A 25119-nucleotide genomic window follows, 5' to 3' on the forward strand; every position below is an offset into this window, starting at 1 on the left:
AATTCTGCCTACACCTTTGCATAGGTTTTAGTGGTTGGTGCAATGCAACATTAGAAGAAGTATTCTTCGCAAGTTAAGCAATAGTTGTATATATTTTATGAGTTCTTTGTAATGATAATTCTCAAATAGCCGATATTGACAGGTTGTATTGTTTTGCGTTGCAGCAAATAGTGGATTGGAAGCGTTAGCAGAGGACTTGCTTTCACTCTCATGAGGGAAGGGCGCAACGCAAACTTGGAGGAGAATATCATGAGTTCCGTTGCACGGGTTGTCGAAGCTGGGTCAGAGGGTGGCTCTGAGTTCAAGGACCTATATGAGATTGGTGAGATTCCACCGCTGGGACATGTTCCTAAGAACATGTGGGCGTGGACCATTCGCCAAGAGCGCCATGGTTCCCCTGATACAGCGATGGTCAAGGAAGTGGTGCCAACGTGGGAGTTGGATAGCCATGAAGTGCTCATTCTGGTTATGGCAGCAGGCGTGAACTACAACGGCGTTTGGGCTGCCCTTGGCGAGCCGATTTCCGTTTTTAAGGTTCATAAGCAGCCCTATCATATCGCTGGCTCTGATGCCTCCGGTATTGTTTGGGCGGTTGGTTCCAAAGTTACTCGCTGGAAAGTAGGCGACGAAGTTGTCGTTCACTGTAACCAGGATGACGGGGATGATGAGGAGTGTAACGGTGGTGATCCGATGTTCTCTAACTCCCAACGGATTTGGGGTTATGAGACACCTGACGGGTCATTTGCGCAGTTCGCTCGTGTTCAATCTCAGCAGCTGATGGCGCGTCCCAAGCACCTGACTTGGGAAGAGAGCGCTTGCTACACGCTTACACTGGCGACTGCATTCCGTATGCTGTTCGGTCATGCGCCGCATGATTTGAAGCCAGGTCAAAATGTTCTGGTTTGGGGGGCTTCTGGCGGTCTTGGCGTGTTTGGGGTTCAGCTGATTGCTGCTGCCGGAGCGAATGCGATTGGCGTTATTTCAGATGAGAGTAAACGCGAATACGTGATGTCGCTTGGGGCGAAGGCCGTCATCAATCGAAAAGACTTCGATTGTTGGGGCCAGCTGCCGAAGGTGAACTCGCCTGAGTATGATACGTGGACCAAGGAAGCGCGTAAGTTTGGTAAGGCGATCTGGAACATTACCGGTAAGGGTAATGACGTTGATATGGTGTTTGAGCACCCAGGTGAAGCAACGTTCCCAGTATCAACACTGGTTGCCAAACGTGGCGGTATGGTTGTGTTTTGTGCGGGTACCTCCGGCTTCAACCTGACCATGGATGCACGCTATGTCTGGATGCGTCAGAAGCGTATTCAGGGTTCGCATTTTGCGCATCTGAAGCAGGCGAGTGAGGCGAATAAGTTCGTGATTGATCGTCGTATCGACCCTTGCATGAGTGAAGTGTTCTCATGGGATCAGATTCCACAGGCTCATATGAAGATGTGGAAGAACCAACATGCCCCGGGAAACATGGCTGTTTTGGTGTGTGCACCAAAGACTGGTTTACGCTCCCTTGAGGATGTTATTGAAGCCACTGAAAACTAAGTAGGCTCACGAAAGGAAGTTGGCGCTTTTATGCGGCCAACTTCCCAATTTCCTTAAGTTTCTCACTTATATTTTTTTATTGAACGATGATTCAATATTATTAAATGAGCGCAGATTTTCTCTGCGCTTTTCTTTTTGTAATCTACGTGATTATTCGACATCATTTGACGTGATTTTTTTATTTCAATTTACTGTGACATTACCTGAATTTTCCGTGGGGATTACCTGTAAAAGAAAGTTTAAAATAGTCGTTTTGCTTCAGTAAATTTTTTTTCTCTTATTTTGCGTTTTAAATGGTGGTACTAGGGAGTTATGAAAGCTTTATAACTTCATATTCAGTGTATTCACGAAGTATATCTTTTTATATTTATTTTAAAAAAATATCTTGAGCAGATGTCTAAGTTGACAGAAAATTGAATATATCTATTTTTAACGGTGCAGTTGATGCGCTCAACCTAGTGTGTCCTGCAATTGCTGAGTTTTTGACTTAGCATTACGGCCAGAACGACAAGCTGTCCTTGGCGGCTTTTCTCTCTGACCGAACAAAAAGTATGTTTTGGTTGTTTGGAGGCATCCGTGTTGAATTTTAAATCTGCTCTCGCTGCGTGCGTAGTTGCATTCCCTTTTGCTGTGTCTACAGCAGAAGCTGCAGATCCTGTTTGTGAAGTTGACCGTCCTATCGTGTTTGCTGGTTTGGATTGGGACTCCAATGCTTTTCACAATTCTGTAGCTCAGTTCATTGCTGAAAAAGGGTACGGCTGTGAAACGGATGTCATCCCAGGCTCCACTATTCCGCTTCTGAACGGTATGGCGCGTGGTGATATCGACGTGACCATGGAAATCTGGCCAGACAACGTGACTGAAGCTCTTGCTGAAGGCAAAGCGAAGAACCAGTTTGTTGATCTTGGTGTGAACTTCCCTGATGCGACACAGGCTTGGTTTATTCCAAAATACCTGGTTGAAGGCGATGATGCGCCTGCAAAAGGTCTGAAGTCTGTATCTGACCTGCCAAAGTACAAAGACGTGTTTTCTGATCCGGAAGAGCCAGAAAAAGGTCGCTTCTACAACTGTATCGCTGGTTGGGGCTGTGAGGTCATCAACTCTAAGAAGCTCAACGCTTATGGCTTGCTTGATAGCTTTGTGAACTTCCGCCCTGGTACAGGTGCTGCACTGTCTGCTGCGATTGAATCTAACATTCGTCGTAAAAAGCCAATCGTATTTTATTACTGGGGTCCAACCTGGGTCATGGGTAAAGTCGCTGATGATCTGATCCAGCTGGAAGAGCCTGCCTACAGCAAAGAAGCCTGGGACAAGCTGTCTGCAGAGACAGATCCATCCAAAGTGACCGAGGCGGTTGCGTATCCTCTGTCTGCGACGCACGTCTTCGTGAACACAGAGTTCCATACTTCTGCGCCTAAACTGGTTGAGTTCCTGACTGCTTATGAAACCACCAGTAATGACGTTTCCAAAGCTCTTGCTTACATGCAGGACACTGGAGGAACCACAGATGATGCTGCTGCTGAGTTCCTGAAAAACAACGAAGAACTCTGGACCGGTTGGGTTCCAGCTGATGTCGCTGAGCGTGTGAAATCTGCTCTGTAATATCAAAGACAGCTGACTGTTTTTGAAAATTAGCGAATGAAAAGCGATCACGGAACTTGTTTCCGTGATCCTTGCTAAGAAGAATAAGAGGATCACATGGCTTTCGACGTGTTTCCCAACTTTGGGAAACCTATCCGGACTTCCACAAACGATCTGGTTGATTTTCTCGTCGTGAATTACGGCGATGGATTTGAGGCCTTTTCCAACTCCATCCTATTTTTGCTGGTGCGGTTAGAGCGACTTCTCCGTGGCGCAGATCCTATCGTGATCTTGATCTGCATCGGCCTGATTACCTTTGCTGCGAGCCGCCGTTGGGGGCTTAGCCTGGTGATGGTAGGTGCAATGTGGTTCATCGGTACATTGGGGCTTTGGGAAAAGTCTATGCAAACAGTGGCGATCTTGCTTGTCGCTGTGCTGATTTCCGTTGTGATTGGCGTGCCGCTTGGCGTTATCTCTGCTCGTTCAAACCGCTTCAGAGCTTTGCTCAATCCGGTCTTGGACTTGATGCAGACCATTCCAAGTTTCGTTTATCTTATTCCTGCGGCCATGCTGTTTGGTCTGGGTAAGGTGCCAGCTATTCTGGCTACTGTGATTTATGCTGCACCACCGCTCATTCGTCTGACGGATCTTGGCATCCGTTATGTGGATGAAGAGGTTGTTGAGGCCAGCCGGGCCTTTGGTGCAACGCGCTGGCAGATCCTTAAGGGCGTTCAAATCCCACTTGCGCTCCCTTCCATCATGCAGGGTATTAACCAGACTATGATGATGGCGTTGGCTATGGTGGTGATTGCGTCCATGATTGGTGCTCGCGGCGTGGGTGAAACCGTTCTGCTTGGGTTGCAGCGTAATGATGCAGGACAAGGTTTGCTCGGCGGCTTAGCGATTGTTGTTCTTGCCGTTGTGTTTGACCGTATCACACAATCAGCCGGACAACGGATGCAGGCGCATCGCAAGGTAACAGGGTGAGGCGCTAACACATGGCATTGATCGAAGTACAAAACATTACCAAGATTTTTGGCAAGGCGCCTGACAAGGAGCTTGCCAAGGTCAAAAATGGTATGGGCAAAGATCAGCTGCTTGCTGAAACTGACCATACACTTGGCCTGCATGATGTCTCCCTTAGCATCGAGAAGGGTGAGATCTTTGTGATCATGGGCCTTTCCGGTTCTGGTAAGTCTACGCTTATTCGTCACTTCAACCGCTTGATTGACCCAACAGACGGGCACATTCTGGTTGATGGAGAGGATGTTATGGCTCTTTCTGATAAAGAGCTGGAAGACTTCCGCCGTCATCGTATGTCGATGGTGTTTCAACGTTTTGGCCTGATGCCGCATCGGACAGTACTGCAGAATGTTGCTTACGGTCTTGAAGTGCAGGGCATTACAAAAGCAGACCGTGAAACCACAGCGCGTGAGTGGATTGAAACGGTTGGGCTTGGTGGTTTTGAACATCAGTACCCAAGTCAGCTTTCCGGCGGCATGCAGCAGCGTGTTGGTCTTGCCCGTGCGCTTGCAACGGATGCTGACATTTTGCTGATGGATGAGGCGTTTTCTGCACTTGATCCGTTGATCCGCTCTCAGATGCAGGATCAATTGGTTGAACTGCAAGAGAAGCTACATAAGACTATCGTGTTCATCACGCATGATCTGGATGAAGCTTTGCGTATTGGTGACAAGATTGCGATCCTTAAGGATGGTGTTCTGTCACAAGTCGGTACGCCGCCAGAAATTCTGCTTGAACCAGCTGATGATTATGTGCGGGCGTTTGTGCGTGATGTGAACCGTGCTCGCGTGTTGACCGTTGATACCGTTATGCAGCCACCTGCTGTGCGTATTACCCATGACAACATGGAAAAAGCGCTGGCTGATATGCGTCGACATGACGAAGATTTCGGTTATGTGGTTGAAGACAAAGAGTTCCGTGGCATTGTTACGCAAGAAGGCCTTGCTGAGGAAGTTGCTAAACCGGGTGATAGTCCATCCCTTTATGCTTTTGCTGATGACAGCAACGCAGTGGAGCTGGAAAGCACTTTGGAAGAAGCACTTCCAACAACATTGGAAGCAGATTATCCAGTTCCAGTTGTTTGCGAGGATGGACATCTCATGGGCGTGTTGAGCCCAGAGGAGATGGGTAGCGTGCTGACGCCTCCAGAAGAGCAAACCGATGCTGAGACTGAAGGTGCTGAAGAGAAGAATGAGACGGCTGAAACAGCCAAGCCTCATGCTTTGAAAGAAGCGTCCTAACGTTCTTACCAAGAAGTTTGAAAGGCCGGCTTTGTCCGGCCTTTTTTAATTCACTTATACGTGTGCTTTTAGTTTGAGCTTGGTTTGCCTCATTTAGTCGGTAGTGTGTCCGAGAGATTCGAAATTTGCCGAAAAGTGATTTTGTATGAAGACGTTTCGTGGTGGGAGTATTGCTCTGGTTCTTGCTGTTGGACTGATGCTCACTGGTTGTGTCAGCCCTGATGAAACGCCAAGCTACTATCAGAACTTAGAGAGCCACTCTGCGCAGATTGATGCGAGTGTTGTGGCTTCAATGATCTCCAGCTATCGTTCTCAGTCTGATTTATCGCCGGTTACGGTTGATCCAGCTTTGATGCGTGTTGCTCAGGCACAGGCAGATGGAATGGCTCGTGCAGAGGATGTTAACGTTGCGCGCAAGGGCGATCTTAAGCTCGCCGTCTTGATGAAGGGGGCCGGGCAAGGTGATGCTCATGCGGTGGGCAATCTCAGCGCTGGTTATCGCCGATGGGCCGAAGCCTTTTCTGGCTGGCGTGACTCGCCAAAACATAATGCAGTGATGCTGGATGCAAATGGAACGCGTATTGGTGTTGCAACGGCTTATGCGCCTCGTTCAAAATACAAGGTTTTCTGGAGCCTTGTTGTAGCTGGACCGCGTTAACCCACTTTCCTTTGGAGGCTAAAAGAGCGACCAAAGGCCAGTATCTCGTTGTGCGCTGCAGCGATAAACTCTCTTCACTAATGAATTTGGGTTTAGGGGATTTCTGGTGTGCTGCCACCACTGACTTCATACGAGGAATTGCGAGCTGAGTTTCGCTGGACTATTCCTGCGCGCTATAACATTGCGCATGATGCTTGTGATCGTTGGGCGGATATTGAGCCTAAGCGCACAGCTTTGCTGCATGTGCTGTCTTCCGGCGATGTTGAAGCGTGGAGCTATTGGCAGCTCAAAGGACATTCCTGCCAGCTTGCAAACTCGCTGCAGTCTTTAGGTGTAGCTCCGCGCGATCGTGTGGCATTGTTGTTGCCTCAAGCGCCTGAAACTGCCATCTCTCATCTCGCGATTTATCGACTCGGAGCTATCGCAGTTCCATTGGCTGCTTTGTTTGGTCCAGATGCGCTACGATACCGGCTGGAGGACGCTGGTGCGAAAGTGGTGATTACCAATCAGGCTGGACTTGAGAAACTTTCTGCACTTCGTGAGCAACTTCCGCTTCTTGAGCATGTTATCTGTGTCGATGGTGCAGAAAATGGAGCTCTTGGCTTCTGGAACTTGCTTGAGCAAGGCTCTGACAGCTTTGAGAGCTATGCGACAGGCCCTGATGATCCAGCTTTGATGATTTATACCTCAGGCACAACAGGGCAGCCCAAAGGCGCACTGCTGGCGCACCGTGTGTTGCTTGGGCATTTGCCGGGCATTCAAATGGCACATGAGATGTTGCCACAGGCTGGGGATGTGTTCTGGACTCCAGCTGACTGGGCCTGGGCGGGTGGCTTGCTAAATGCACTGCTGCCTTCGCTGAAGTTTGGGGTGCCTGTGGTGACTGCCCGGATCGACAAGTTTGATCCGGAAGGTGCATTTGACTTGATGGCTCGGCATGGTGTTCGCAACGCGTTCATTCCGCCCACCGCACTCAAGATGATGCGCAGTGTTGATCATCGTAAGTATTCTGAAAAACTTCGGCTGCGCTCTGTTTGCTCAGCGGGAGAGGCATTGGGGCGTGAAGCATTTGCCTGGTGCCACGAAGCGCTCGGTGTTGCGCCAAACGAGATGTATGGACAGACGGAATGTAATCTCGTGCTCGGGTCAGGAGCAGGGATGGGAGTTTCCCGTGCCGGGGCAATTGGCAAAGCTGTACCTGGGCATGACGTTGCTGTTATCCGACCAGATGGATCTGTTTGCGAACCAGAAGAGCAAGGCGAGATTGCAGTTCGTCGTGGTACGCCTGTTATGTTCCTGGGGTATTGGCAGAAGCCAGAGGCAGATCAGAGCAAATTCCTTGGTGATTGGATGCTGACAGGTGACCAAGGTGTTGTTGATATGGATGGATATGTCCACTTCGTCGGTCGCAATGATGATGTCATTACTTCAGCTGGTTATCGCATTGGGCCAACTGAGATTGAGGATTGTTTGATCAAGCATGAGGCGGTTGGATTGGCTGCTGTGGTCGGCAAACCTGATCCGGTGCGGACGGAGATCGTAAAGGCTTATGTTGTGCTGAAAGATGGCTTCGAACCAAGTGAGGGTTTGGTTGATGATATTCGCCAATATGTGCGCGTGAGTCTTTCTGCTCATGAATATCCACGGGAAATCGAGTTTGTCTCTGAAATGCCTTTGACGACCAGCGGCAAGGTTATTCGCCGGATTTTACGGAGTAGAGCGCAGGAAGAAGCTGAGTTGGTTGAAAGTTAGATTGCTATTTTCGACCAAGCAATTTCTTTATTTTGCTCTTTAATGCCGACTTTGCACGAGCACCTGCTTGTGCCTCCCACATTGCAAAGCGTGCTATTGGACCTTTACCAATAAAAACCGTGGCATATGAGAACCTTGAGGTCCAGGCCTTGTTTGCCATCTGATTGTCTGGTGTCGAGAGGGAATCGGCACCTGAGAACTCAGGGTCTTCGAGGAGTTTTTGGGTGCTGAAATAGATGAGAAGCTGACCGGGGGAGAATTTTGCGAGACTCTCGTCGAAGGTTGTTTTCCAGCCAAATATGCGGCCTTGCTCGCGGAGCAGGATGTTGGCCGCAATCAACTTGTCGTCGAGCCGTAACTGACCAATACGAATGTTATCTGCTTCGCCTGACTTTGATACCAGCTCACGCGTGAAAGCGGCATCAGGTGCTCTGGAAAGGAGCGCGGTGCCTTGCTTGCCTTTCCAGCCAACTGCCTCGAGTTTCAGAAAGTCTTCAAGGCCTGCCTGAATGTCCTTTGAGGTTTCCAGCATACTAAAGGAAAGCGATCCTTCCTTCTCTAGCCGGCGCTGGTTTTTAAAGGCACCTTTCCATGAGGACCGTTTTTTGAGGGCGTCAAAGTCGGCGCGACCTTCTCTGCCAGATAGCTGGAAGGCGCGATCTTCCTTTGAGGAAACCTGATACTTCCATCCGTGTGCTGAAAGTACGCTCTTCAGACACTTATAGACGGGGCCGCCGGCTCCATGGAAAGGGAGGATTAGTGTTTTAGTCCAGCTTAAGTTGCAGGCAGTTTCCAGCAGTTTGTTGAGTACCGCTGGCGTCGCTTCCTCAGAAATCAGCAGGGTGCCGAGTGGGCCATAATCACCAGCTAATGTGCTTGGTAGTTTGAAGAGGAGGCCACGCCTTACCATTACGACGGGCAGTGCCGCGTGCGCTTTTGTGCCGGAAGGATCGAGTGCCAATAACAGCTTGATTGAGCCGTTTGCCTTGTGTGCGTTGAATGCACTGACGAAACTGCTGGAGAAGAACGGGTTGGGCTCCAGTGCCTGTTGAGACAGTTGTCGCCACAGCTGTTCAGCTGTTTTGTCTTTGCCGGGTGTCAGCAGTTTAATCGTGGTGCTATCCTGCTTCATTGACTGGAGTTTCCCGTCTCTTCAATGGCAATATGAATGTGTGCAGGCCAAGGCGTTTGTAGGCGCTGCGGTAAAGAATGCATGCTTCAAAAAAGATGACGGATGTCGTCGCCAAAGCGGCTCCATACAGGCCGAATACTGGAATAAGTGCCGTGTTGAGAATGAGGTTTACGACAAAGACACTGGCATAGATCTTGGCGCAGGTGTTTTGGTGCCCTGAGAGGGTCAGTAATGCGTCAACCGGACCAACGGATGCACGGGCTAATACACCAATAACAAGGATGTAGAGGATTGGTGTGCCTTGAGCAAAATCCTCTCCAAACAGGGAGAGGAGGAATGGTCCGACTGCCATGACAAAGCCGCCCATGAGTAGTGTTGGCCAGAAGGTCATTTTGGCAGCGCTTGTCACGAAATCCTTGAGGCCATCTCGGTCACCAGAGTGATAAAGACGTGCCATGCGCGGTGCGCTTGCTGCGCGTACTGCGTAATAAACAAAATGCATCAGTGCGAGGGTGCGTGATGCTGCGAAATAAATGCCGACTTGATCTGGTGGGAGCCAGAGGCCGATTAAGATGACATCAGAGCTGGTGATGAGCTGGAAGAAGCCATCAACTGCCAGCATGGGAACCGATACAAGCAGCCATGACTTTATCTGAAGTCTACGTGGAGCAGGGTGCTGGACTTTTCGCAGCGAGACTTCCATCATGATCGTCTGAAAGAAGGTGATGGTCCAGACGGCTGCGATGGTGACGATGCAAGCTGTGATAGCTGTTGGCGGATAGCCCAGCAACAGCGCGATCAACATGAATGCGAGCACTAAAAGAGGGCGGCCAATAAAATCTGGCAGCATTGCTTTGAGTTGCCAGTCTTGCGCACGGGCAATGCCTTCCAGCATACCGGTGTAGGTGTGCATGGGCAGGCAGATTGCGATGAGATAAAGCGGCAGGATGTATGCATTGCTAATGAAATCAGAAAAGGTCCAGGCAATGGCTACACCGATTACTGCAATGGTTGTTGAGCTGAGCAATACAAGGAACCGAGCGCTGAAGAGCAAGCCGTTGAGAAGCTCGTGTTGCTTCTTCTCCAGATATTCTGGAATGAAGCGGAGAAGGGAGACAGAAAACCCAAGTCCTGAAAATACGCTCAGTATGATGATGACCGTCCAGACAACAATGAAGATGCCGTATTCAGAAGCGCCCATCCAACGAGCCAGAAAGACCTGCATGATGTAGGCGAGTGCTGCGCTCCCGATGCGTAAGGCAAAAACGATCAATGCTGAGCGTCGCGCTCCTCCAGCCTCGCCTTTGCTGAAGAGAGTGCTGAGTATTTTTCCAAGAAGCGGCAGCAGTTTTGCATGAGTGCTGCGAGGTAATAGCACTGCTGACCATTTGAGGAGGAGTTCTTGCACGCGATACGCCTTAATTATTTCTGGTCAATTATTACTAGTATGAAAATTAATATTTTCAGAATGCTGTTCTGTGGCGTTGTCGTGTTGATTGGTCCTTGAGTTAAAACAGAGGCTTAGCTGGACCTTGAAGGCTCTGAAGCTTTTGTTTTGATACTCTCGCAGTTTTTGATGCTTGACTCCTGTGCGATTTGACGGAATCAATATGAGAACATATAGAGAACAAAATGAAATTTACCGAGAATGATATGAACGCGAAAACATCGCAAATTGCAGAGCTGCGCCACCGCCTCGCGGTGTTAGAGGGACGCCTCCCTTCTGCCGTGCAGCTTGCGCCGGTCCCTGCATCCGCCCAAACTGAGCAGGGACCGGCTCCTCTTGGTGAGGTGCTGACTGTATTAGTCTGTAAAATGGCTAAGACAATCACGCTGGAAGGGTGCTCTAGTGGCTTATGATGAGGAACTTGGTGATCGGCTTCGTGAGGAGTTGGAAGGTATTATGGGGATTTCGGAGAAGCGGATGATGGGTGGGCTGTGCTTTTTTCTGGATGGAAACATGCTGGCCGGGGCGCACCGTATAAAGAGTGAAGAGGCTCGCTTTATGTTTCGTGTTGGAAAAGACAATGAAGTGGAAGCGCTCGGCCGAGAGGGGGCTGAGATTGTTGAGCTTGGTGGTCGCCGAATGGGAGGATTGGTGTTTGTGGCTGCTGAGGTGTGTGATCAGGCGGCGCTTAGAGAGTGGATTTCGCTCAGTATGAGTTTTGTCGCTGGGCTGCCAGCCAAACAGTTGAAAGGAAAAGGCTGACGCAGGTTGATCATAATCTGATCGCCTTCAATGTCAGCGCCTTCATATGAGCGTCACAGCTTTGTCGGTTGCTGTTCTTATAGACGCGGGTCTTCGCAAATTTGGGCGTCGCCTTTTAGTACTTTTTTGATTTCGTTGAAGGCTCGTTTCATGGTTGTGCCCTTGATCCAGCCAACGACCAACAACCGTAACCCAGGGTTCTTAGGGTGCTTTCCTGCGATGACTTTAACAGCCCAATATCGCCGTCCTGCAAAGCCAGGTTCAACGAGTTTGTAGGCGCGGAACTGTAAGTACTGGATTTCTGATAGGTTTTTTTTAGAAAAACTTTGTAATAGTGTTGTGCAATCTTGATTGGGCTTGCTAATTAGGACTAAAGATCCATCGTTTAAGTGTAGCTCCTTAGTAGATTCATAAATTTCACATCCGGACCCTACAGTATTAGGCGTGTTTTGTATTAGTGATCTCCACTTCATAAACTCCATTCTGTTTGCGTGAACTACGTTCATTTAGATATTTCCTGATCGATACCCATATTTGTGTGACATACACATATGTACCGATAGTTTGAAATAGTTTTTTTTCTAATTTTAATAAGTTTGGATGTAACGAGACTTGTCTGAACCTTGTCGGCGTTCCGCTAACCCGTTACGCAAAGGCGTTTTTCCCTGCGGAATGTGGTTGTTAATGAAGCAACCTAAAGGTGTGGGAAACTCGTGCTGACATACCAAAAATATATGGAAACGATGTTTTCTAGTGTTGGCATCTTATGCTGCTAGCTGATGCAGAATATCTTGGTAAGCCTCAGTTTAGGTTCAGTCATTGGTATGATGAGCTGAAAATGGCTTGTATGTAGTCGGTAAATGATAAGTCTGAGATCTCTGTTTTTAGACTTTCACGGAGAAGTTTGCTGACCTGGGTGAGGATCGGAACTTGCTTGTAGGGGGAGGTAAAGCCTTATCTGCATTGTGATATGGTCGTTACTGATGGAAGGCGCAGAGAAGTTGACTGTTGCTCTCGCAGCAAGACTGTTTTTACGCTCAGTCGATTTTGGATCAGGCTGTGAGGTTTAGAGGCGGCTGCCATCTTCCATCGGTTCAACATAATACCAGCGGCCCTTGCGTTTTTTGAAGAGGCTCAATTCTCTCTGTTCTCCGACTTGGCCATGGGCAAGGTATTTGGCGCAGAAGAGGACGCTACCTTTTGCATCACCTAGCTGCCCCTTATCGGTGCCCAGAATCTCAAGCCCTATCCATTGAGTTTGGGCAGCATATTCTGCGACCTCAATTGTACTGAAGGTTTTTTGGTAGCGGGGCCACAATGTGTCTTTCAGGTAGTCAATGCTTTTTGTGGCATAAGCGCTGTAACGTGAGCGCATGAGCTGCTCTGCAGTCTCGGGTAGGGCCTTGCCTTCCAGAAAAGGCTGGCAACAGATTTCAAAGTCTTTTCCTGATTTGCAAGGGCAAGGTGTTGTCATCGAATACCATCCTTTAGAGCTTGGAAGGCAGCTAAACGACAATTTTGAAGCCAGGTCAAGAAGGGCAAACAAGCTCCTCCAAGAGTGATTAAAGTTCGCCTTACTGGTTCAACGCTCCAACAGCGTCTTTTGCATAAGCTCGCAACAACAAGCCCTGTGTACGGTAGGATGGCAATGCAAAGAGGATGCATTCTGATTGTTGGGGCAGGGCCCAGTGGGCTGACTGCCGCAATTGAGCTGAAGCGACGCGGCTTTACGCCTCGTATCATTGATAAGAACTCGCGCCCTCACGCTCAATCTCGTGCCCTTGCCATTAATCCTCGAACCCTCCAAATCCTGCGGCCATCTGGTGTGGCAGACAAACTGCTGCAAAAGGGATGGCGGATGAACCATGTCCACTTTCGTGGGCCAAGTGATGAGCTTTTAGAGGTTGATCTATCAGATTTAGATGGGCCTTTTAATTTTATGCTGGCCCTGCCGCAATATGAGACTGAAACTGTTCTTGAACGACATCTGACAGAGCTGGGAATACCGGTCGAGCGGGAGTGTGAACTCGTCAAGCTGGAGCAGGAGGATGAGGTCGTCACTGCAGTTATACAAACCAGTAGCGGTGACGAAGAGGTACTTCACCCACCCATGGTGATTGGGGCAGATGGTGCACACTCAATTGTTCGTTCGCAAATGGGGTTCACCTTTTCAGGCAGTTCGTATCCGCAAGATTGGGGGCTGGCAGATGTGGAGTTGGAACCGACGCTGACGATGGATGGGCCGACGATGTTTGACAGGTCACCAAATATCTTCGGGGTCATTCCCTTTTCTGCGACACGGGCGCGCATTGTTGCCGATCACTCTGATCCACTTGAGACTATGCCGCCGATTTTGAAAGTTATCAAAGTCAATTGGAAATCGTCTTTCCGGATCTCTCACCGATTGGCCAATCTCTATCAGAAAGGGCGGGTCTTTCTGGTGGGAGATGCTGCGCATGTGCATTCTCCCTTTGGAGGCAGGGGGATGAACTTAGGGATTGAGGATGCTGCGTGGCTGGCGTGGCAAGTTTCTACTGGGCATACGCATCAATATATGTTGGATCGACGACCTGTTGCCGCGGAGGTTTTGAAGACGGTCGATACTGGCACACGGTTTTTAGCGTCAAACAACACAGCGATCCGTCTGTTCAGGCAAAAGTTTCTACCGGTGTTGGGACGCACAGATTATTTCCAGGCCCGGTTCATGAACATTATGTCTGCTGAGAACACACCATTTCCTCCTTGGCTTGAAGAGGATTAATTTGCTTAAGGCTTTGAAAAGGATGGAGAAGTGCAGATAACAAAAAACCGCCTTGCGGCGGTTGTTTTGTTTTTTTGGAGCGGGCGAGGCGATTCGAACGCCCGACCCTAACCTTGGCAAGGTTATGCTCTACCCCTGAGCTACGCCCGCATATCCAAAAAATTCCAACTTCGCGAAAACTCAGTTTCTTAGAGAAACTGGAGCGGGCGATGAGATTCGAACTCACGACCCTAACCTTGGCAAGGTTATGCTCTACCCCTGAGCTACGCCCGCATCTGTTTCGCTAGAGCCGTTTGTTGCGGCCCCGTCGGTGAGGTGGGAGCTATATGACAAAAGCTCGGGGTGAATGCAACAAGGAATTTGAAATTCATTGTGGGGTTTCTCAGAGCTTGTGGATGTGGAGGTCGTGAAGTGCCTCATAAAAAATATTATATAACAACAAGATAGATAGTTTTTTAGAGTTGTTTGATCGTTGTGGAAATAATTGCACTCGAGTAAAATAACCTATGTGATTTTGTCCGAGGTCGTGGATGGGCTGCATGAAAAAGAAACAGGTTCCCTCATATATCTCAATAAGATCAGGAATTTTTTAGTCACATTCAGAATGAGCATTAGCGAGCGTGGCTAAGAACAACATCCAGACGTCGTCAGGATCACAATTTGTAATTGGGGGCAGTATGTCGCAGCCGTGTATTAGTATATTCTAAGAGAATGTTTTGGGGGAGAAGTACATGCCCTTGAGAAACGTAAGTTGCACGCGGTCAAAGCTCTCAATTTTTTGTCTATATTAGAGTTATTCTAAGTGTAAGGAGGAATGCTTCGTGTATGCCTCGTGATTATAATTCTCGATATTTGTAGTATTAATAAGTATTGGTGAAATTCATATTTCAAGTATTTTTTGTATATCTCAATATATTCGATGATGGCTTTACGTTTTAAGCTGATGAAATTTTTGATATTACCATAGTAAATGTCAAGCGGTTGCATCAATGTGCTTTTGTTTGTAGTGATTCTAAACTCCATTATCTCGTGATGATGGAGGATTTCATGCGAGCAATAATTAAGACATTGATTGGCGCATCTGTTTTCAGCATGGCTGTTCAGGGAGGAGCTTTTGCTCAATCTGAGTTGCTGGAAGAGGCGCGTTCTTACTTCAAGCCGATCCCGCACGCTGTACCTAGTGTTAAAGACAACACGATTACCCGCGAAAAAATTGATCTTGGGCGACAGCTCTTCTTTGATCCGCGATTGTCGCTTTCGGGATTGTTGTCGTGTAACAGCTGCCACAATCTCGGCATGGGTGGGGATGATAATCTGGAAACATCCATCGGCCATGGATGGCAAAAGGGGCCTCGTAACGCACCCACCGTGTTGAATGCTGTGTTCAACCTTGCCCAGTTTTGGGATGGTCGTGCAGAAGACCTGAAAGAGCAAGCCAAAGGCCCGGTGCAAGCTGGTGTTGAAATGGCCAGCACGCCAGAGCGGGTTGAAGCTGTTCTGAACAGTATGCCGGGATACACTGAGCAGTTTTCAAGAGCATTCCCAGGTGAGGAGTTACCAGCGAACTTCGACAATATGGCGAAGGCAATTGAAGCGTATGAGGCAACTTTGATTACGCCTGCTTCCAAGTTTGATCTGTTCCTTGAGGGTAATGAAAATGCTCTCAATGCGCAGGAAAAGCAGGGACTACAGGTATTTATGGATACCGGGTGTGCCGCTTGTCATGGCGGTGTGAATATTGGTGGTGAGGGGTACTATCCATTCGGCGTGGTTGAAAAGCCGGGTGCAGATATTCTTCCCGTTAACGACAAAGGCCGGTTTGCTGTTACTCAAACTGCCGAGGAAGAATACGTTTTCCGTGCTTCACCGCTCCGCAATATTGATCTGACAGCTCCTTACTTCCATTCCGGCAAGGTTTGGGATTTGAAGCAGGCGGTTTCTATTATGGCCAGCTCTCAGCTTGGTGCTGAGCTGAGTGAAGAAGATATTGATGCAATTACTGTTTTCCTGAAGACCCTTACCGGAGAACAGCCAAGCGTTGAGTACCCAATTCTGCCAGTTCGGACCAACACCACACCACTCCCTGATCCGTCAGTCATGACGGCTCACTAAGCAAACTATTCGCCCTCGGTTTGCTAGAGGCAGGCGGTTCTTATGGACCGCTTGCCTTTTTCTATAGGTGGCTTAAAACGGTGCAGCATTTATGTGGCAAACACTTGGTTTGCCTCAGAGACTTGGGAGAGGTCGTTCTACATGCCAGCAAGCCGTTCACAACTGATATCTTTCTTGGAAGACTTGAACATTCCGGTTTCTACAATTGATCATGAACCGGTTTTTACGGTTGCTGAATCTGCTGATCTGCATGAGCGTATTCCAGGCGGTCACACCAAGAATCTCTTCCTTAAAGACAAAAAGGGTAATCTCTTTTTGGTCGTGGCCCTTCATGATGCTACGATAGATCTGAAGAAGATATCGAGCATCATTGGTGCATCTGGTCGTGTTTCTTTCGGCAAAGCTGATCTGCTTGAAGAGGTGCTGGGTGTTACTCCAGGATCCGTCACGCCCTTCTCTCTGATCAATGATCGGGAAGCACAACGCGTGTCCGTGGTGTTTGATGCAGATATGATGGAGCAGGAGGTTCTGAACTTCCATCCATTGCTAAATAATGCTTCAACGGCGATTTCAGCGGAAGGTCTGATGGTGTTTGCCAAGGCATGTGGGCATGATGCCAATGTGCTTGCGGTTTCCGCAGAGGCGCAGAAAGTCACTGAAGATCTATAAAAACTGGGTGATCGCCAATTGTAATTGGTCTCATCTAAGACCATTTTAGGCAGCAGTTAGAGATTTTGATATGAGGAGCGCTGATATGAGCAGCTCCCGGTTCAGTAAAGGGTCAAAATAATGAGTGGATCCGGTTATTCCGTAGGTGGCAGCTTTGGTGGCTCCCTTGGCGGTGGATATGGCGGTGGTTACCAGACCAACACACAGGCTGGCGCGGCATCTCCATCTGCAGCTCCGGCAGCCAATGCTGCTGACTTGATTGTTGATACGACCACTCAAACCTTTGTGCAGGACGTAATCGAGGGCTCCCGTAATCAGGTGGTCCTCGTTGATTTCTGGGCGCCTTGGTGTGGTCCTTGTAAGCAGCTTACGCCGACGCTTGAGAAAGTCGTCAAGGAAGCGAATGGTGCTCTCAAGCTGGTGAAGATGAACATCGAAGATTATCCGGAAGTTGCCGGTCAGATGGGTGTTCAGTCGATCCCGGCAGTGTTTGCGTTTAAAGGTGGCCAGCCTGTTGACGGGTTTATGGGTGCGCAGACCGAAGGTGAAATCAAAAAGTTTCTCGATCGTATTGGCGTAAATATTGGTCCAAGTGATCTGGAAGTGATGCTTGAGAAGGCTGATGAGCTTCGTGATGCTGAAGGGTATCCAGAAGCTGCACAGCTTTACGGTAGCGCGCTTTCTATCGACGCTGGCAACGTGCAGGCGTTGTGTGGGCTTGCTATGTGCTATCTGGCGCTTGGTGAGAAAGACCATGCAAAACAGATGCTCGATATGATTCCGGAAGATGAGCAGAACTCCCAGCATTTTGCAGCAGCCAAGGCTGCGCTTGAACTCGCTGAGCAATCTGAAGGGCTTGATGACCTTGCAGAGTTGCGTGAGCGTGTAGAAGCCAATGCAGATGATCATCAGGCTCGTTTTGACCTTGCGCTCGCTTTGGGCGGTAAAGGGGACAAGACTGGTGCTGTTGATGAGCTGATTGAGATTATTCGCCGTGACCGTGAGTGGAATGAAGATGGCGCGCGCAAGCAGTTGTTGCAGTTTTTTGAAGCCTGGGGCTTTAAAGATGCAGGTTCTGCTTATGGTCGCCGTAAACTCTCCTCAATTTTATTCTCGTAATCTAGGCCTAATGATAAGAGCGGAGAGCACTTAAGTGGCCTCGATGACTGTTGGAAATGCGACCTACGCAGGTCTGGATGATCTGCCGCAGGTTGTGCCGTTGTTTGTTTTGCCGGGAGCTATCTTGCTCCCGCGCTCCCACATGCCTCTCAATGTTTTTGAGCCGCGCTATACGTCGATGATCGACAGTGCTTTGCGTACTGATCGCATGATTGGGGTAATTCAGCCGCAGTTTGAAACCAGTGATGAAGAGTTAGCCGGTAGGCCAAAACTTTGCACTGTTGGCTGTATGGGGCGCATTACAGGGTTTCAGGAAAGTGGCGATGGCCGCTATCTGATTACGTTGTCTGGCGTTTCTCGCTTTGTGCTTCGTGGTGAGCTGGAAGAGCGTGCCCCATTCCGTCGTGGTCACGTTGATGCGACCCGCTTTGCTGGTGATTTGACGACCGGTATCGGAGAAGATGATGTCGATCGAGATCTGCTGCTTTCAACGCTCAAAGAATATTTGAGTGTGAATGACCTTGAAGCGGACTGGGATAGCGTCAATTCTGCCTCGACCGAGGTATTGGTCAATGCATTGTGCATGATGAGTCCTTATGGACCGAAAGAGAAGCAGGCTCTGTTGGAAACAGAGAATCTGAAAGTGCGTGCGGATACGCTCATTGCGCTGGCTGAAGTTGAGTTGGCACGTGGCAATGGTGGTACTGGCAGCACGCTTCAGTGATGCAGGTAAAGACAAAAATGAATGAGGGCTCTATGAGCGAATTTGAAGCGCCACAGCTGGACCGTCGGCTTTTGGAGCTGTTGGTTTGTCCTGTGACGAAGACAACGCTTGAGTACAATCCTGAGAACCAGGAGCTGGTCTCTCGCGCTGCGAAGCTGGCTTATCCAATTCGGAATGGAATTCCGATTATGTTGGAAGAAGAAGCGCGCAAGCTTGAAGACTAAAACGTATCCATGAGAACTGATGTGGGTTCTCTGATCGGGGTTACGTGCAGAGCTTATCTTTGAAGGCTAGGAGAGATGATCTTCTAGCCTTTTTTGCAGCTCTTGTGGTTCGCCGTAAACACGTAGTGTTTTTATGCGGGCGGTGGAACCTGCAATCACTTCTGCCGATGATTTGGGAACAGAGAGTGCTTTCGCAAAAAGGGCCGCAATGGCTTTGTTTGCAGCGCCTTTTTCTGGCACTGCGCGAACGCGCGCCATCACGAGCGGTCGGCCATCGGACTGCTCGCCTATCTTTTCAATTTGATCTTTGGAGGATCTGGGGGTGAGGCGGACGGTAATGAGAATTCCGTCAGCCTGCAGTTTCCAAGGGCGTTCTTGTTCAGCCACTACTTAAAATACGTAGGGATAAACGTAGAGGCCGATGACGCGCTCAATAAGGAAAATGCCGAGCAGCAGCACAATCGGAGAAAGATCCAATCCACCCATTGCTGGCAGGAACCGGCGGATAGGGCGCAGGAGCGGTTCGGTCAGATTGTAAAGTGTCTGCCCGATCATCGCGATGAACTGATTGTTTGAGTTCACCACGTTGAACGCATAGAGCCAGGAGAAGATCACATTCGCAATAATGACCCACGTGTAAAGATTTAGGATGATGAAAACGACATCAAGAATAGCGCGCATGGACTGGTTAAACTCCAAGTTTGCGAAGATGAACTAGCTGAATTGCTTCCCTGAAGACAGAGCTTGGGAAACAGAGTTGTTCCTCATGTAACTTTGAACTGAGGCACCTGCAAGGTCCAGCATGCCTCATTTTTCTATATTTTGAGCTAATTTCACGAAGCGGTACCTGAAAAAGTACCAATTAGCAGGGGGCGTTTGCCCTGAAACTAATAGGGCAAACAATTTTTGCTCTCATCTCGCATGCTTTAGCCAAAATGGAAGGCTGGCTTAAAGCTCTCTGGCAAGTGGATCGTCTGGTCTTGTTCAGGGAACATTTCCTGCATGAGGCAGGCGGCTATGCGGTGAGAAATGGCATAGGAAATTTTGAAGCCACCAGTTGCCACCCATGTTTTGTCTTTGCCTGGAATGAGGCCGACCAAAGGATCCCGTTTCTTACATTTTGGGCGGATGCCTGCCCAACGGGTGAGGATGGGTGCGTCTTTCAATGAAGGGCAAAAGTCAACTGCCTTGGAGAGCATGGTCTGAATGTCTGCTTCTACTGGCTCTTTACTGGTCCACTCCTGCTCTGAGGTGGAGCCGATAGCAACGGTGCCATTGGCATGTGAGACAACATAAATTCCGTTGTCATAGATAACTGGGAGAGGTTTGTCGGCCTTATATTCGAGCAAAAGGGATTGACCTTTCACACCCATGCCGATGGGTTTACCTGCGATCTTACTGAGTGGTTCGAAACCTTCATAACCTGCTGACAATACAACGCGATCAGCACTCAGGCTTTCACCATTGCCCAATGAAACGGTGCCTGTAGTCTCATCAAAGCCGAGATACTCGGTGTGTTCCATGATGTCGATGCGTGTTTCCAGCAGGGTTTTGAGACCTGCAGAGACAAGACGCGGATTGGCCCGTGCTGCCAAGGTGTCCCAAATGATGCCAAGTGGAGCGGCTTCTGGTGTGAGCCAGTCATTGAACGGTGTTTCTTTCACCACATTGAAGGTGAAGCCAGTTTCATCGCTTCTCCAGCGCTGCTTGCTTTCTTCAACGCGGGAGAGAGCATGTTCGAGCTTAGGTTCGGTGTAAAGCGGGATCAGGCGACCTGCACGGCTGTAGCCGACAGAAAGGCCAGTGGCTTCTTCCAGCTCTTCCACGATATCGGAGAGTTCGATCAGTGCATCCAGCTGGAACTGCTTCTTGTCGTTCCATTTACTCGGTACATGGGGCATCAACGCACCAACAAGGCCAGCGCTGGCGCCTGATGCGATGGTGTTTTTTTCCAGAAGAGCGACTTTCAAGCCTTTTCCGAGTGCGGCTTTGGCGACGCTAAGTCCGAAAATTCCCCCTCCAACAACAACTATATCGTAGGTCATGTTTTTTTATTTCCCAGGTTGGGGTATAAGCCCAGACCGATTTTTACGTTAGAGATTTGGCTTAGACATATGACAGAGCGCCCAAAATTGGAATGGGATGATGCGAATGTGCCTTATGCGTCGCAGTTTGGAGATACTTATTACTCCAAAGCCGGTGGATTAGGCGAAACGCGCTACGTATTTCTGCAGGGTAATCAACTCCCTGAACGCTGGGTGGGTGCACAGTCTTTTACTATTGCTGAACTGGGATTTGGAACCGGGCTTAATTTTCTCGCCACACTGGAATTGCTTCTGAGTTTGCCGGAAGCTGAGCGGACCAAGCTGACTTACGTTTCGTTTGAGCTGTATCCGATGGAAGCTGCGGAGATTGAGAAAGCGCTGTCGCCATGGCCCGAGCTCAAAGGGCTTAAAGACAAGCTGTTGGCTGCATGGAAGCCTCAGCCGGGTTGGAATCCAATCACCATTGATGGTGTGCGACTGCTGCTGGGTGTTGGGGATGCTCGTGAGATGTTGCCAACCCTGTCTATACCCGTTGATGCCTGGTTCCTTGATGGCTTTAATCCGGCACGGAACCCAGAGCTTTGGGGGCGAGATCTTATGCTTGCTGTTGGAGAGAAAACCGCTATTGGCGGGACTTTCGGGACATACACCGCGGCAGGTTGGGTGCGCCGAAACCTGCAAACGGCAGGTTTTGAGGTTGAGCGTATCAAAGGCTATGGCACAAAACGCCAGATGATGGTGGGGCAGAAAACTGCCACCACCGCAACCTGAGTAATCAGCATTCTGGCAGGTTGACTGCCAGACCACCTTTGCTGGTTTCTTTGTATTTGTCGTTCATCTCCACGCCAGTCTGGCGCATGGCTTCAACGCAGTTGTCCAGCGGCATGTAGTGGGAGCCATCTCCACGCAGAGCGAGTGAAGCTGCTGAGACTGCCTTGATAGCGCCGAGGCCATTGCGCTCGATGCATGGCACCTGAACGAGGCCTCCGACCGGATCACAAGTCATGCCAAGGTGATGCTCCAGAGCGATTTCAGCGGCGTTTTCAATTTGCTCGTTGGTGCCGCCAAGAGCTGCGCAGAGACCTGCTGCTGCCATTGCTGCGGCGGAGCCAACTTCGCCCTGACAACCAACTTCAGCGCCGGAAATAGAAGCATTGTGCTTGATTATGCCACCAACAGCTGCTGACGTGAGCAGGAAGGTTTTGATGCCTTCATCGTTGCTGCCCGGACAATGCTCGCGGTAATACTTGACGGTTGCCGGGATAACACCTGCTGCACCGTTTGTTGGTGCAGTGACAACTTTGCCGCCCGCTGCGTTTTCTTCGTTTACGGCCATTGCATAGACTGAGAGCCAGTCGTTGGCGACGTGCGGCATGCTCATGTTATTGCCGCGTTCGTCTTCCAGCTGTTGTTTGATTGCAGCTGCGCGACGCTTGACTGTAAGGCCACCTGGTAGCTCGCCTTCAGTATTCAGGCCGCGCTCCATGCATGCGTTCATCACATCCCAGATCTGCCAGAGCTTGCTGTCCAGTTCTTGTGGATCCAGAGAGGTGATTTCGTTGGCGCGCTTCATCTCAGCAATGGTTTTGCCGGATTTTTGTCCCATCTCCAGCATTTCTTGCGCTGTAGCAAATGGATAAGGCATGCCTTTAATTTCGTCGGGAGCCTGATCACCTGACGCTTCTGCTGCTTTCAGGCGGTCCAGTTCTTCTTCGGTCAATACGAACCCGCCACCGATGGAATAGAATGTTTCCTGAAGGTGCAGGCGGTCTTGGGCATCGTACGCTTCGATCACCATACCATTTGCGTGGCCTGGCAAGTTTTTCTCAAAGTCGAAGATCACGTCTTTATCAGGATCGAAGTCCAACTCTGGCAGGTCAGGAAGATGGAGCTTCTTTTCTGTTGCGATCTGTTTTTCGAGCGCCTCTGCTTCATCTGGATCCAGAGTTTCAGGCGTGCAGCCAGCAAGTCCCAGAACAACGGCTCTGTCAGTCGCGTGGCCTTTGCCGGTCCAGGCGAGTGAGCCGTGAAGCGTGCAGCGCAATCTCTTTGGTGCGCCTGCGCCGGGCCATATGCGGCGACCGTCTCTCAACTCATCCAGAAAACGTGCGGCAGCGGTCATCGGTCCCATTGTGTGGGACGAAGACGGACCTATACCGATCTTGAAAATTTCAAAGACGCTGAGAAACATGTGTTTGGCACCTTTCAGATGGCTGGGGGCGTTGTTTTTGTTTCATTAGGATAGAGAACAGCCACTATCACTGAATTTTCTAGGAATAATCGTCATAGCCTCTGAAACCAAGAGGATTATTTTTCCGGACATTTCAAATTGACGTCGCGTTTGTCCAGATACTGCAGAATTTATCTGTTCTGCTCGGAGGCTTATTGATTCAAAAAGATTTTTTTGGCACCGATTTACTGAAAGGATTGAAGAAAACGCTTTGGTTTCACGGGGAATTGATGGACTTGTTTTACTCAGTCAATGTGAATTGAGATGAAAAAACTACTAGTTGTTGAGTTTTATGATGCCAATGGGCAACAGTCTGTAGAAAACTCCTGAAACTGCAGGTCTCCAAAGTGACTTAAAACGTATATCATAGGTGGTAATTGCTTTTTCCCGATCAAGGCTGCACCTATGACCGCCTCTCTTCGTATTCTCGCAGGCTTAGCGCTTGCTTCCGTTTCCAGTCATGCACTGGCAGAAGATAGTTTTACGCCTGGTGATTTGACTGAGGAGCAAGCCAGCAAGAGATACGTCGTTGATATTGGCGTGGCTGGTTTTGTGAATCCCAAGTATGACGGTGCGGATGAATACATCATCTATCCGCTGCCACTGATTGCGTTTTCGCGGTTTTACCTGCCGGGCTTCGGTCAGGTGAAAGAGGGTGAAACACAAGGCCTCTTTATCTATCCGTCTTTTGGGTTTGTTGGAGAGCGTAATCCTTCAGATTCCTCCTCTCTGACAGGGACAACTCGTGTGCCTTGGGCTGGAGAAGTTGGCCTTGGTGGTGGCTTCCGTCATGATTGGTTCCGTGCATTCATCGAAGTGCGCCACGGTTTTAACGGTCACCGCGGCTTTGTTGGGCGCGCTGGAATTGACGTGATCACCGAAGTTACGGATCGTTTGACGTTTGTATTCGGCCCGCGCGTTGATGCTGCTGACGGTTCATACATGAACACCTATTTCAGCGTTGCAGCAGGTACTCCATTCGGCCCATACACCGCAGAAGGTGGTTTCAAGAGCGTTGGTGGTGTTGCGCGTGCGAGTTATGCGCTGACTGACAGTATTGGGCTGCACCTACAAGGTGGCTATGACCGTTTGATTGGCGAAGCTGCAGATAGCCCGATTACGCAGAACGACAATATGTGGTCTGTCGGGTTTGGTGCGACCTATCGGTTTGCTTGGGATATGTTCTAGGTAACCAGAGCATCGAATAGACTTGATGAATGAAGCCCGGAAGGATCTCCGGGCTTTTTTATTTTCTGCATGCACTGTGAGTTCTCACTGACTGTGCCGTGAATAAAGCGGCGTTTGAAGTGAAGCTTTGTGTATATTCATGAATAACAAGGTATGTATGATGTATTGGTATTGAGAGTTATATTACCTCAGTATTGAAGTATCCCTTCTGAGAGATCGTTAATAATACCCTTAGAATAAGTCGATGACAGACTCCTGCAGGTGCGCATGCTAATTCACCTTAAGTATTGCGTTGAGTGAGGGGGCTTCAGTATGCGTACAATTATTACTATATCAGGACTTCTGTTTATCTGTTTATTGCTTATGGTTCCGGCCAAGGCATCCTCCACTAAAGTGTTGGCGAAGATTGATATTTCCGAGCAAAGGATGCGGATCTTCGTGGATGGGAAGGTTCAGCATTCGTGGCCTGTTTCGACGGCCCGGCGGGGATACAGAACGCCAGTGGGCACCTTTAAGCCAACGCGAATGCACAAACGGTATTTCTCCCGTAAGTATAACGGGGCACCGATGCCTTACTCTGTGTTTTTCTATAAGGGGTATGCCATTCATGGAACGGATGTGGTTAAGCGCTTGGGTGCGCCTGCCTCACACGGTTGCGTGCGGTTGCATCCGAAAAACGCCAAGAGATTGTTCAGTTTGATTCAGGCAAATGGCCGATCAAACGCAAAGATTGTAATTGTGAAATAGTGAACACGCTTTACGTGCAGCTCTGAACATGATGTGATATCGGTCAAATAAGGCCCTTTACCCTTGCGAGCGCGTGGGTTCCTTACTAAATCAAGGGCTAAGAGATGTGCTTGAAGGCTTGTGAGCGGAAGAAGCAAGTCGGGTCGCAAACGCCTGCTC

The 25119-nt window shown here is 49.3% G+C and carries 25 protein-coding genes and 2 tRNA genes; 17 read left to right on the plus strand and 10 right to left on the minus strand.

The features are described from left to right. Positions 1–249 precede the first annotated feature (249 nt). The 6 genes from ccrA to DHN43_RS11770 all read left to right on the plus strand — a co-directional run bounded on the left by ccrA (position 250) and on the right by DHN43_RS11770 (position 7800). The gene (ccrA, locus tag DHN43_RS11745; RefSeq protein ID WP_057463569.1) at positions 250–1545 is read left to right on the plus strand and encodes a crotonyl-CoA carboxylase/reductase; all 1296 of its coding nucleotides are present in this window, start codon (positions 250–252) and stop codon (positions 1543–1545) included. A 576-nt stretch (positions 1546–2121) separates the two neighbouring features. After that, positions 2122–3147, plus strand: a complete 1026-nt coding sequence (locus DHN43_RS11750) for an ABC transporter substrate-binding protein (protein ID WP_108818681.1) — start codon at positions 2122–2124, stop codon at positions 3145–3147. A 108-nt stretch (positions 3148–3255) separates the two neighbouring features. Continuing rightward, positions 3256–4113, plus strand: coding sequence for an ABC transporter permease (locus tag DHN43_RS11755; protein WP_057463568.1), 858 nt, complete (start codon positions 3256–3258; stop codon positions 4111–4113). 11 nt (positions 4114–4124) lie between these two features. Further along, positions 4125–5390 carry a quaternary amine ABC transporter ATP-binding protein gene (locus tag DHN43_RS11760; protein ID WP_108818682.1) on the plus strand — a complete coding sequence of 422 codons (1266 nt, stop codon included), beginning with the start codon at positions 4125–4127 and terminating at the stop codon, positions 5388–5390. A gap of 145 nt (positions 5391–5535) precedes the next feature. Next, on the plus strand, positions 5536–6048 hold the full coding sequence (locus DHN43_RS11765; protein WP_108818683.1) for a CAP domain-containing protein: 513 nt from the start codon (positions 5536–5538) through the stop codon (positions 6046–6048). Between the two features lie 108 nt (positions 6049–6156). Continuing rightward, the gene (locus DHN43_RS11770) at positions 6157–7800 is read left to right on the plus strand and encodes an AMP-binding protein (protein WP_108818684.1); all 1644 of its coding nucleotides are present in this window, start codon (positions 6157–6159) and stop codon (positions 7798–7800) included. A gap of 4 nt (positions 7801–7804) precedes the next feature. Here the strand turns inward: DHN43_RS11770 and DHN43_RS11775 are convergent, their stop codons facing one another. Beyond that, a complete protein-coding gene (locus tag DHN43_RS11775) occupies positions 7805–8932 on the minus strand; it encodes a GNAT family N-acetyltransferase (protein ID WP_108818685.1) in 1128 nt (375 codons plus the stop codon). After that, a complete protein-coding gene (locus DHN43_RS11780) occupies positions 8919–10340 on the minus strand; it encodes a lipopolysaccharide biosynthesis protein (RefSeq protein WP_108818686.1) in 1422 nt (473 codons plus the stop codon). The genes DHN43_RS11775 and DHN43_RS11780 overlap by 14 nt, the downstream gene beginning before the upstream one ends. Before the next feature lie 224 nt (positions 10341–10564). Between DHN43_RS11780 and DHN43_RS11785 the strand changes: the two genes are divergently transcribed. Then, positions 10565–10792 carry a hypothetical protein gene (locus DHN43_RS11785; RefSeq protein WP_208995247.1) on the plus strand — a complete coding sequence of 76 codons (228 nt, stop codon included), beginning with the start codon at positions 10565–10567 and terminating at the stop codon, positions 10790–10792. Next, the gene (locus DHN43_RS11790; RefSeq protein WP_108818687.1) at positions 10782–11141 is read left to right on the plus strand and encodes a TfoX/Sxy family protein; all 360 of its coding nucleotides are present in this window, start codon (positions 10782–10784) and stop codon (positions 11139–11141) included. Before DHN43_RS11785 ends, DHN43_RS11790 begins: the two co-directional genes overlap by 11 nt. Before the next feature lie 77 nt (positions 11142–11218). On the opposite strand, the gene DHN43_RS11795 is transcribed toward DHN43_RS11790, so the two are convergent. Then, complete coding sequence (locus DHN43_RS11795; protein WP_108818688.1) at positions 11219–11647, minus strand: hypothetical protein; 429 nt, start codon at positions 11645–11647, stop codon at positions 11219–11221. A 560-nt stretch (positions 11648–12207) separates the two neighbouring features. After that, positions 12208–12687 carry a YchJ family protein gene (locus DHN43_RS11800; protein WP_208995249.1) on the minus strand — a complete coding sequence of 160 codons (480 nt, stop codon included), beginning with the start codon at positions 12685–12687 and terminating at the stop codon, positions 12208–12210. Positions 12688–12789: 102 nt separating this feature from the next. Here DHN43_RS11800 and DHN43_RS27400 point away from each other — a divergent pair, with 102 nt between their 5' ends. Continuing rightward, on the plus strand, positions 12790–13902 hold the full coding sequence (locus DHN43_RS27400; protein WP_108818770.1) for an FAD-dependent oxidoreductase: 1113 nt from the start codon (positions 12790–12792) through the stop codon (positions 13900–13902). 75 nt (positions 13903–13977) lie between these two features. Here the strand turns inward: DHN43_RS27400 and DHN43_RS11810 are convergent. Both DHN43_RS11810 and DHN43_RS11815 read right to left on the minus strand, forming a co-directional pair. Further along, positions 13978–14052, minus strand: a tRNA-Gly gene (locus tag DHN43_RS11810). A gap of 48 nt (positions 14053–14100) precedes the next feature. Continuing rightward, positions 14101–14175, minus strand: a tRNA-Gly gene (locus tag DHN43_RS11815). Positions 14176–14949: 774 nt separating this feature from the next. Here DHN43_RS11815 and DHN43_RS11825 point away from each other — a divergent pair. From DHN43_RS11825 to DHN43_RS11845, 5 genes are all read left to right on the plus strand, one after another. After that, the gene (locus DHN43_RS11825; protein WP_063291145.1) at positions 14950–16014 is read left to right on the plus strand and encodes a cytochrome-c peroxidase; all 1065 of its coding nucleotides are present in this window, start codon (positions 14950–14952) and stop codon (positions 16012–16014) included. Positions 16015–16155: 141 nt separating this feature from the next. Then, positions 16156–16683, plus strand: a complete 528-nt coding sequence (locus DHN43_RS11830) for a prolyl-tRNA synthetase associated domain-containing protein (RefSeq protein ID WP_057463536.1) — start codon at positions 16156–16158, stop codon at positions 16681–16683. Between the two features lie 120 nt (positions 16684–16803). Next, the gene (gene trxA, locus DHN43_RS11835) at positions 16804–17802 is read left to right on the plus strand and encodes a thioredoxin (protein WP_063286092.1); all 999 of its coding nucleotides are present in this window, start codon (positions 16804–16806) and stop codon (positions 17800–17802) included. A 43-nt stretch (positions 17803–17845) separates the two neighbouring features. Then, complete coding sequence (locus tag DHN43_RS11840; protein WP_057463534.1) at positions 17846–18526, plus strand: LON peptidase substrate-binding domain-containing protein; 681 nt, start codon at positions 17846–17848, stop codon at positions 18524–18526. 32 nt (positions 18527–18558) lie between these two features. Then, complete coding sequence (locus DHN43_RS11845) at positions 18559–18750, plus strand: Trm112 family protein (RefSeq protein WP_057463533.1); 192 nt, start codon at positions 18559–18561, stop codon at positions 18748–18750. A gap of 66 nt (positions 18751–18816) precedes the next feature. On the opposite strand, the gene DHN43_RS11850 is transcribed toward DHN43_RS11845, so the two are convergent. The 3 genes from DHN43_RS11850 to DHN43_RS11860 all read right to left on the minus strand — a co-directional run bounded on the left by DHN43_RS11850 (position 18817) and on the right by DHN43_RS11860 (position 20795). After that, positions 18817–19137 carry a DUF167 family protein gene (locus DHN43_RS11850; protein WP_063286091.1) on the minus strand — a complete coding sequence of 107 codons (321 nt, stop codon included), beginning with the start codon at positions 19135–19137 and terminating at the stop codon, positions 18817–18819. Positions 19138–19140: 3 nt separating this feature from the next. Continuing rightward, complete coding sequence (locus DHN43_RS11855) at positions 19141–19431, minus strand: YggT family protein (protein WP_063286439.1); 291 nt, start codon at positions 19429–19431, stop codon at positions 19141–19143. A 245-nt stretch (positions 19432–19676) separates the two neighbouring features. Continuing rightward, positions 19677–20795 (minus strand): NAD(P)/FAD-dependent oxidoreductase, encoded by a 1119-nt coding sequence (locus DHN43_RS11860; RefSeq protein ID WP_108818691.1) that lies wholly within the window; start codon positions 20793–20795, stop codon positions 19677–19679. A gap of 69 nt (positions 20796–20864) precedes the next feature. On the opposite strand from DHN43_RS11860, the gene mnmD reads away from it, so the two are divergent. Then, on the plus strand, positions 20865–21566 hold the full coding sequence (gene mnmD, locus DHN43_RS11865) for a tRNA (5-methylaminomethyl-2-thiouridine)(34)-methyltransferase MnmD (protein WP_063291150.1): 702 nt from the start codon (positions 20865–20867) through the stop codon (positions 21564–21566). Positions 21567–21570: 4 nt separating this feature from the next. Here mnmD and DHN43_RS11870 read toward each other — a convergent pair whose 3' ends face one another. Beyond that, the gene (locus DHN43_RS11870; RefSeq protein ID WP_108818692.1) at positions 21571–22986 is read right to left on the minus strand and encodes an L-serine ammonia-lyase; all 1416 of its coding nucleotides are present in this window, start codon (positions 22984–22986) and stop codon (positions 21571–21573) included. A 444-nt stretch (positions 22987–23430) separates the two neighbouring features. Between DHN43_RS11870 and DHN43_RS11875 the strand changes: the two genes are divergently transcribed. After that, positions 23431–24213, plus strand: a complete 783-nt coding sequence (locus tag DHN43_RS11875) for a MipA/OmpV family protein (RefSeq protein WP_063286087.1) — start codon at positions 23431–23433, stop codon at positions 24211–24213. A 312-nt stretch (positions 24214–24525) separates the two neighbouring features. Next, positions 24526–24960, plus strand: a complete 435-nt coding sequence (locus DHN43_RS11880; protein ID WP_057463526.1) for a L,D-transpeptidase — start codon at positions 24526–24528, stop codon at positions 24958–24960. Positions 24961–25119 lie beyond the last annotated feature (159 nt).

Origin of the sequence: Pseudovibrio sp. Alg231-02 (assembly GCF_900143565.1) — a bacterium.
GTDB lineage: Bacteria > Pseudomonadota > Alphaproteobacteria > Rhizobiales > Stappiaceae > Pseudovibrio.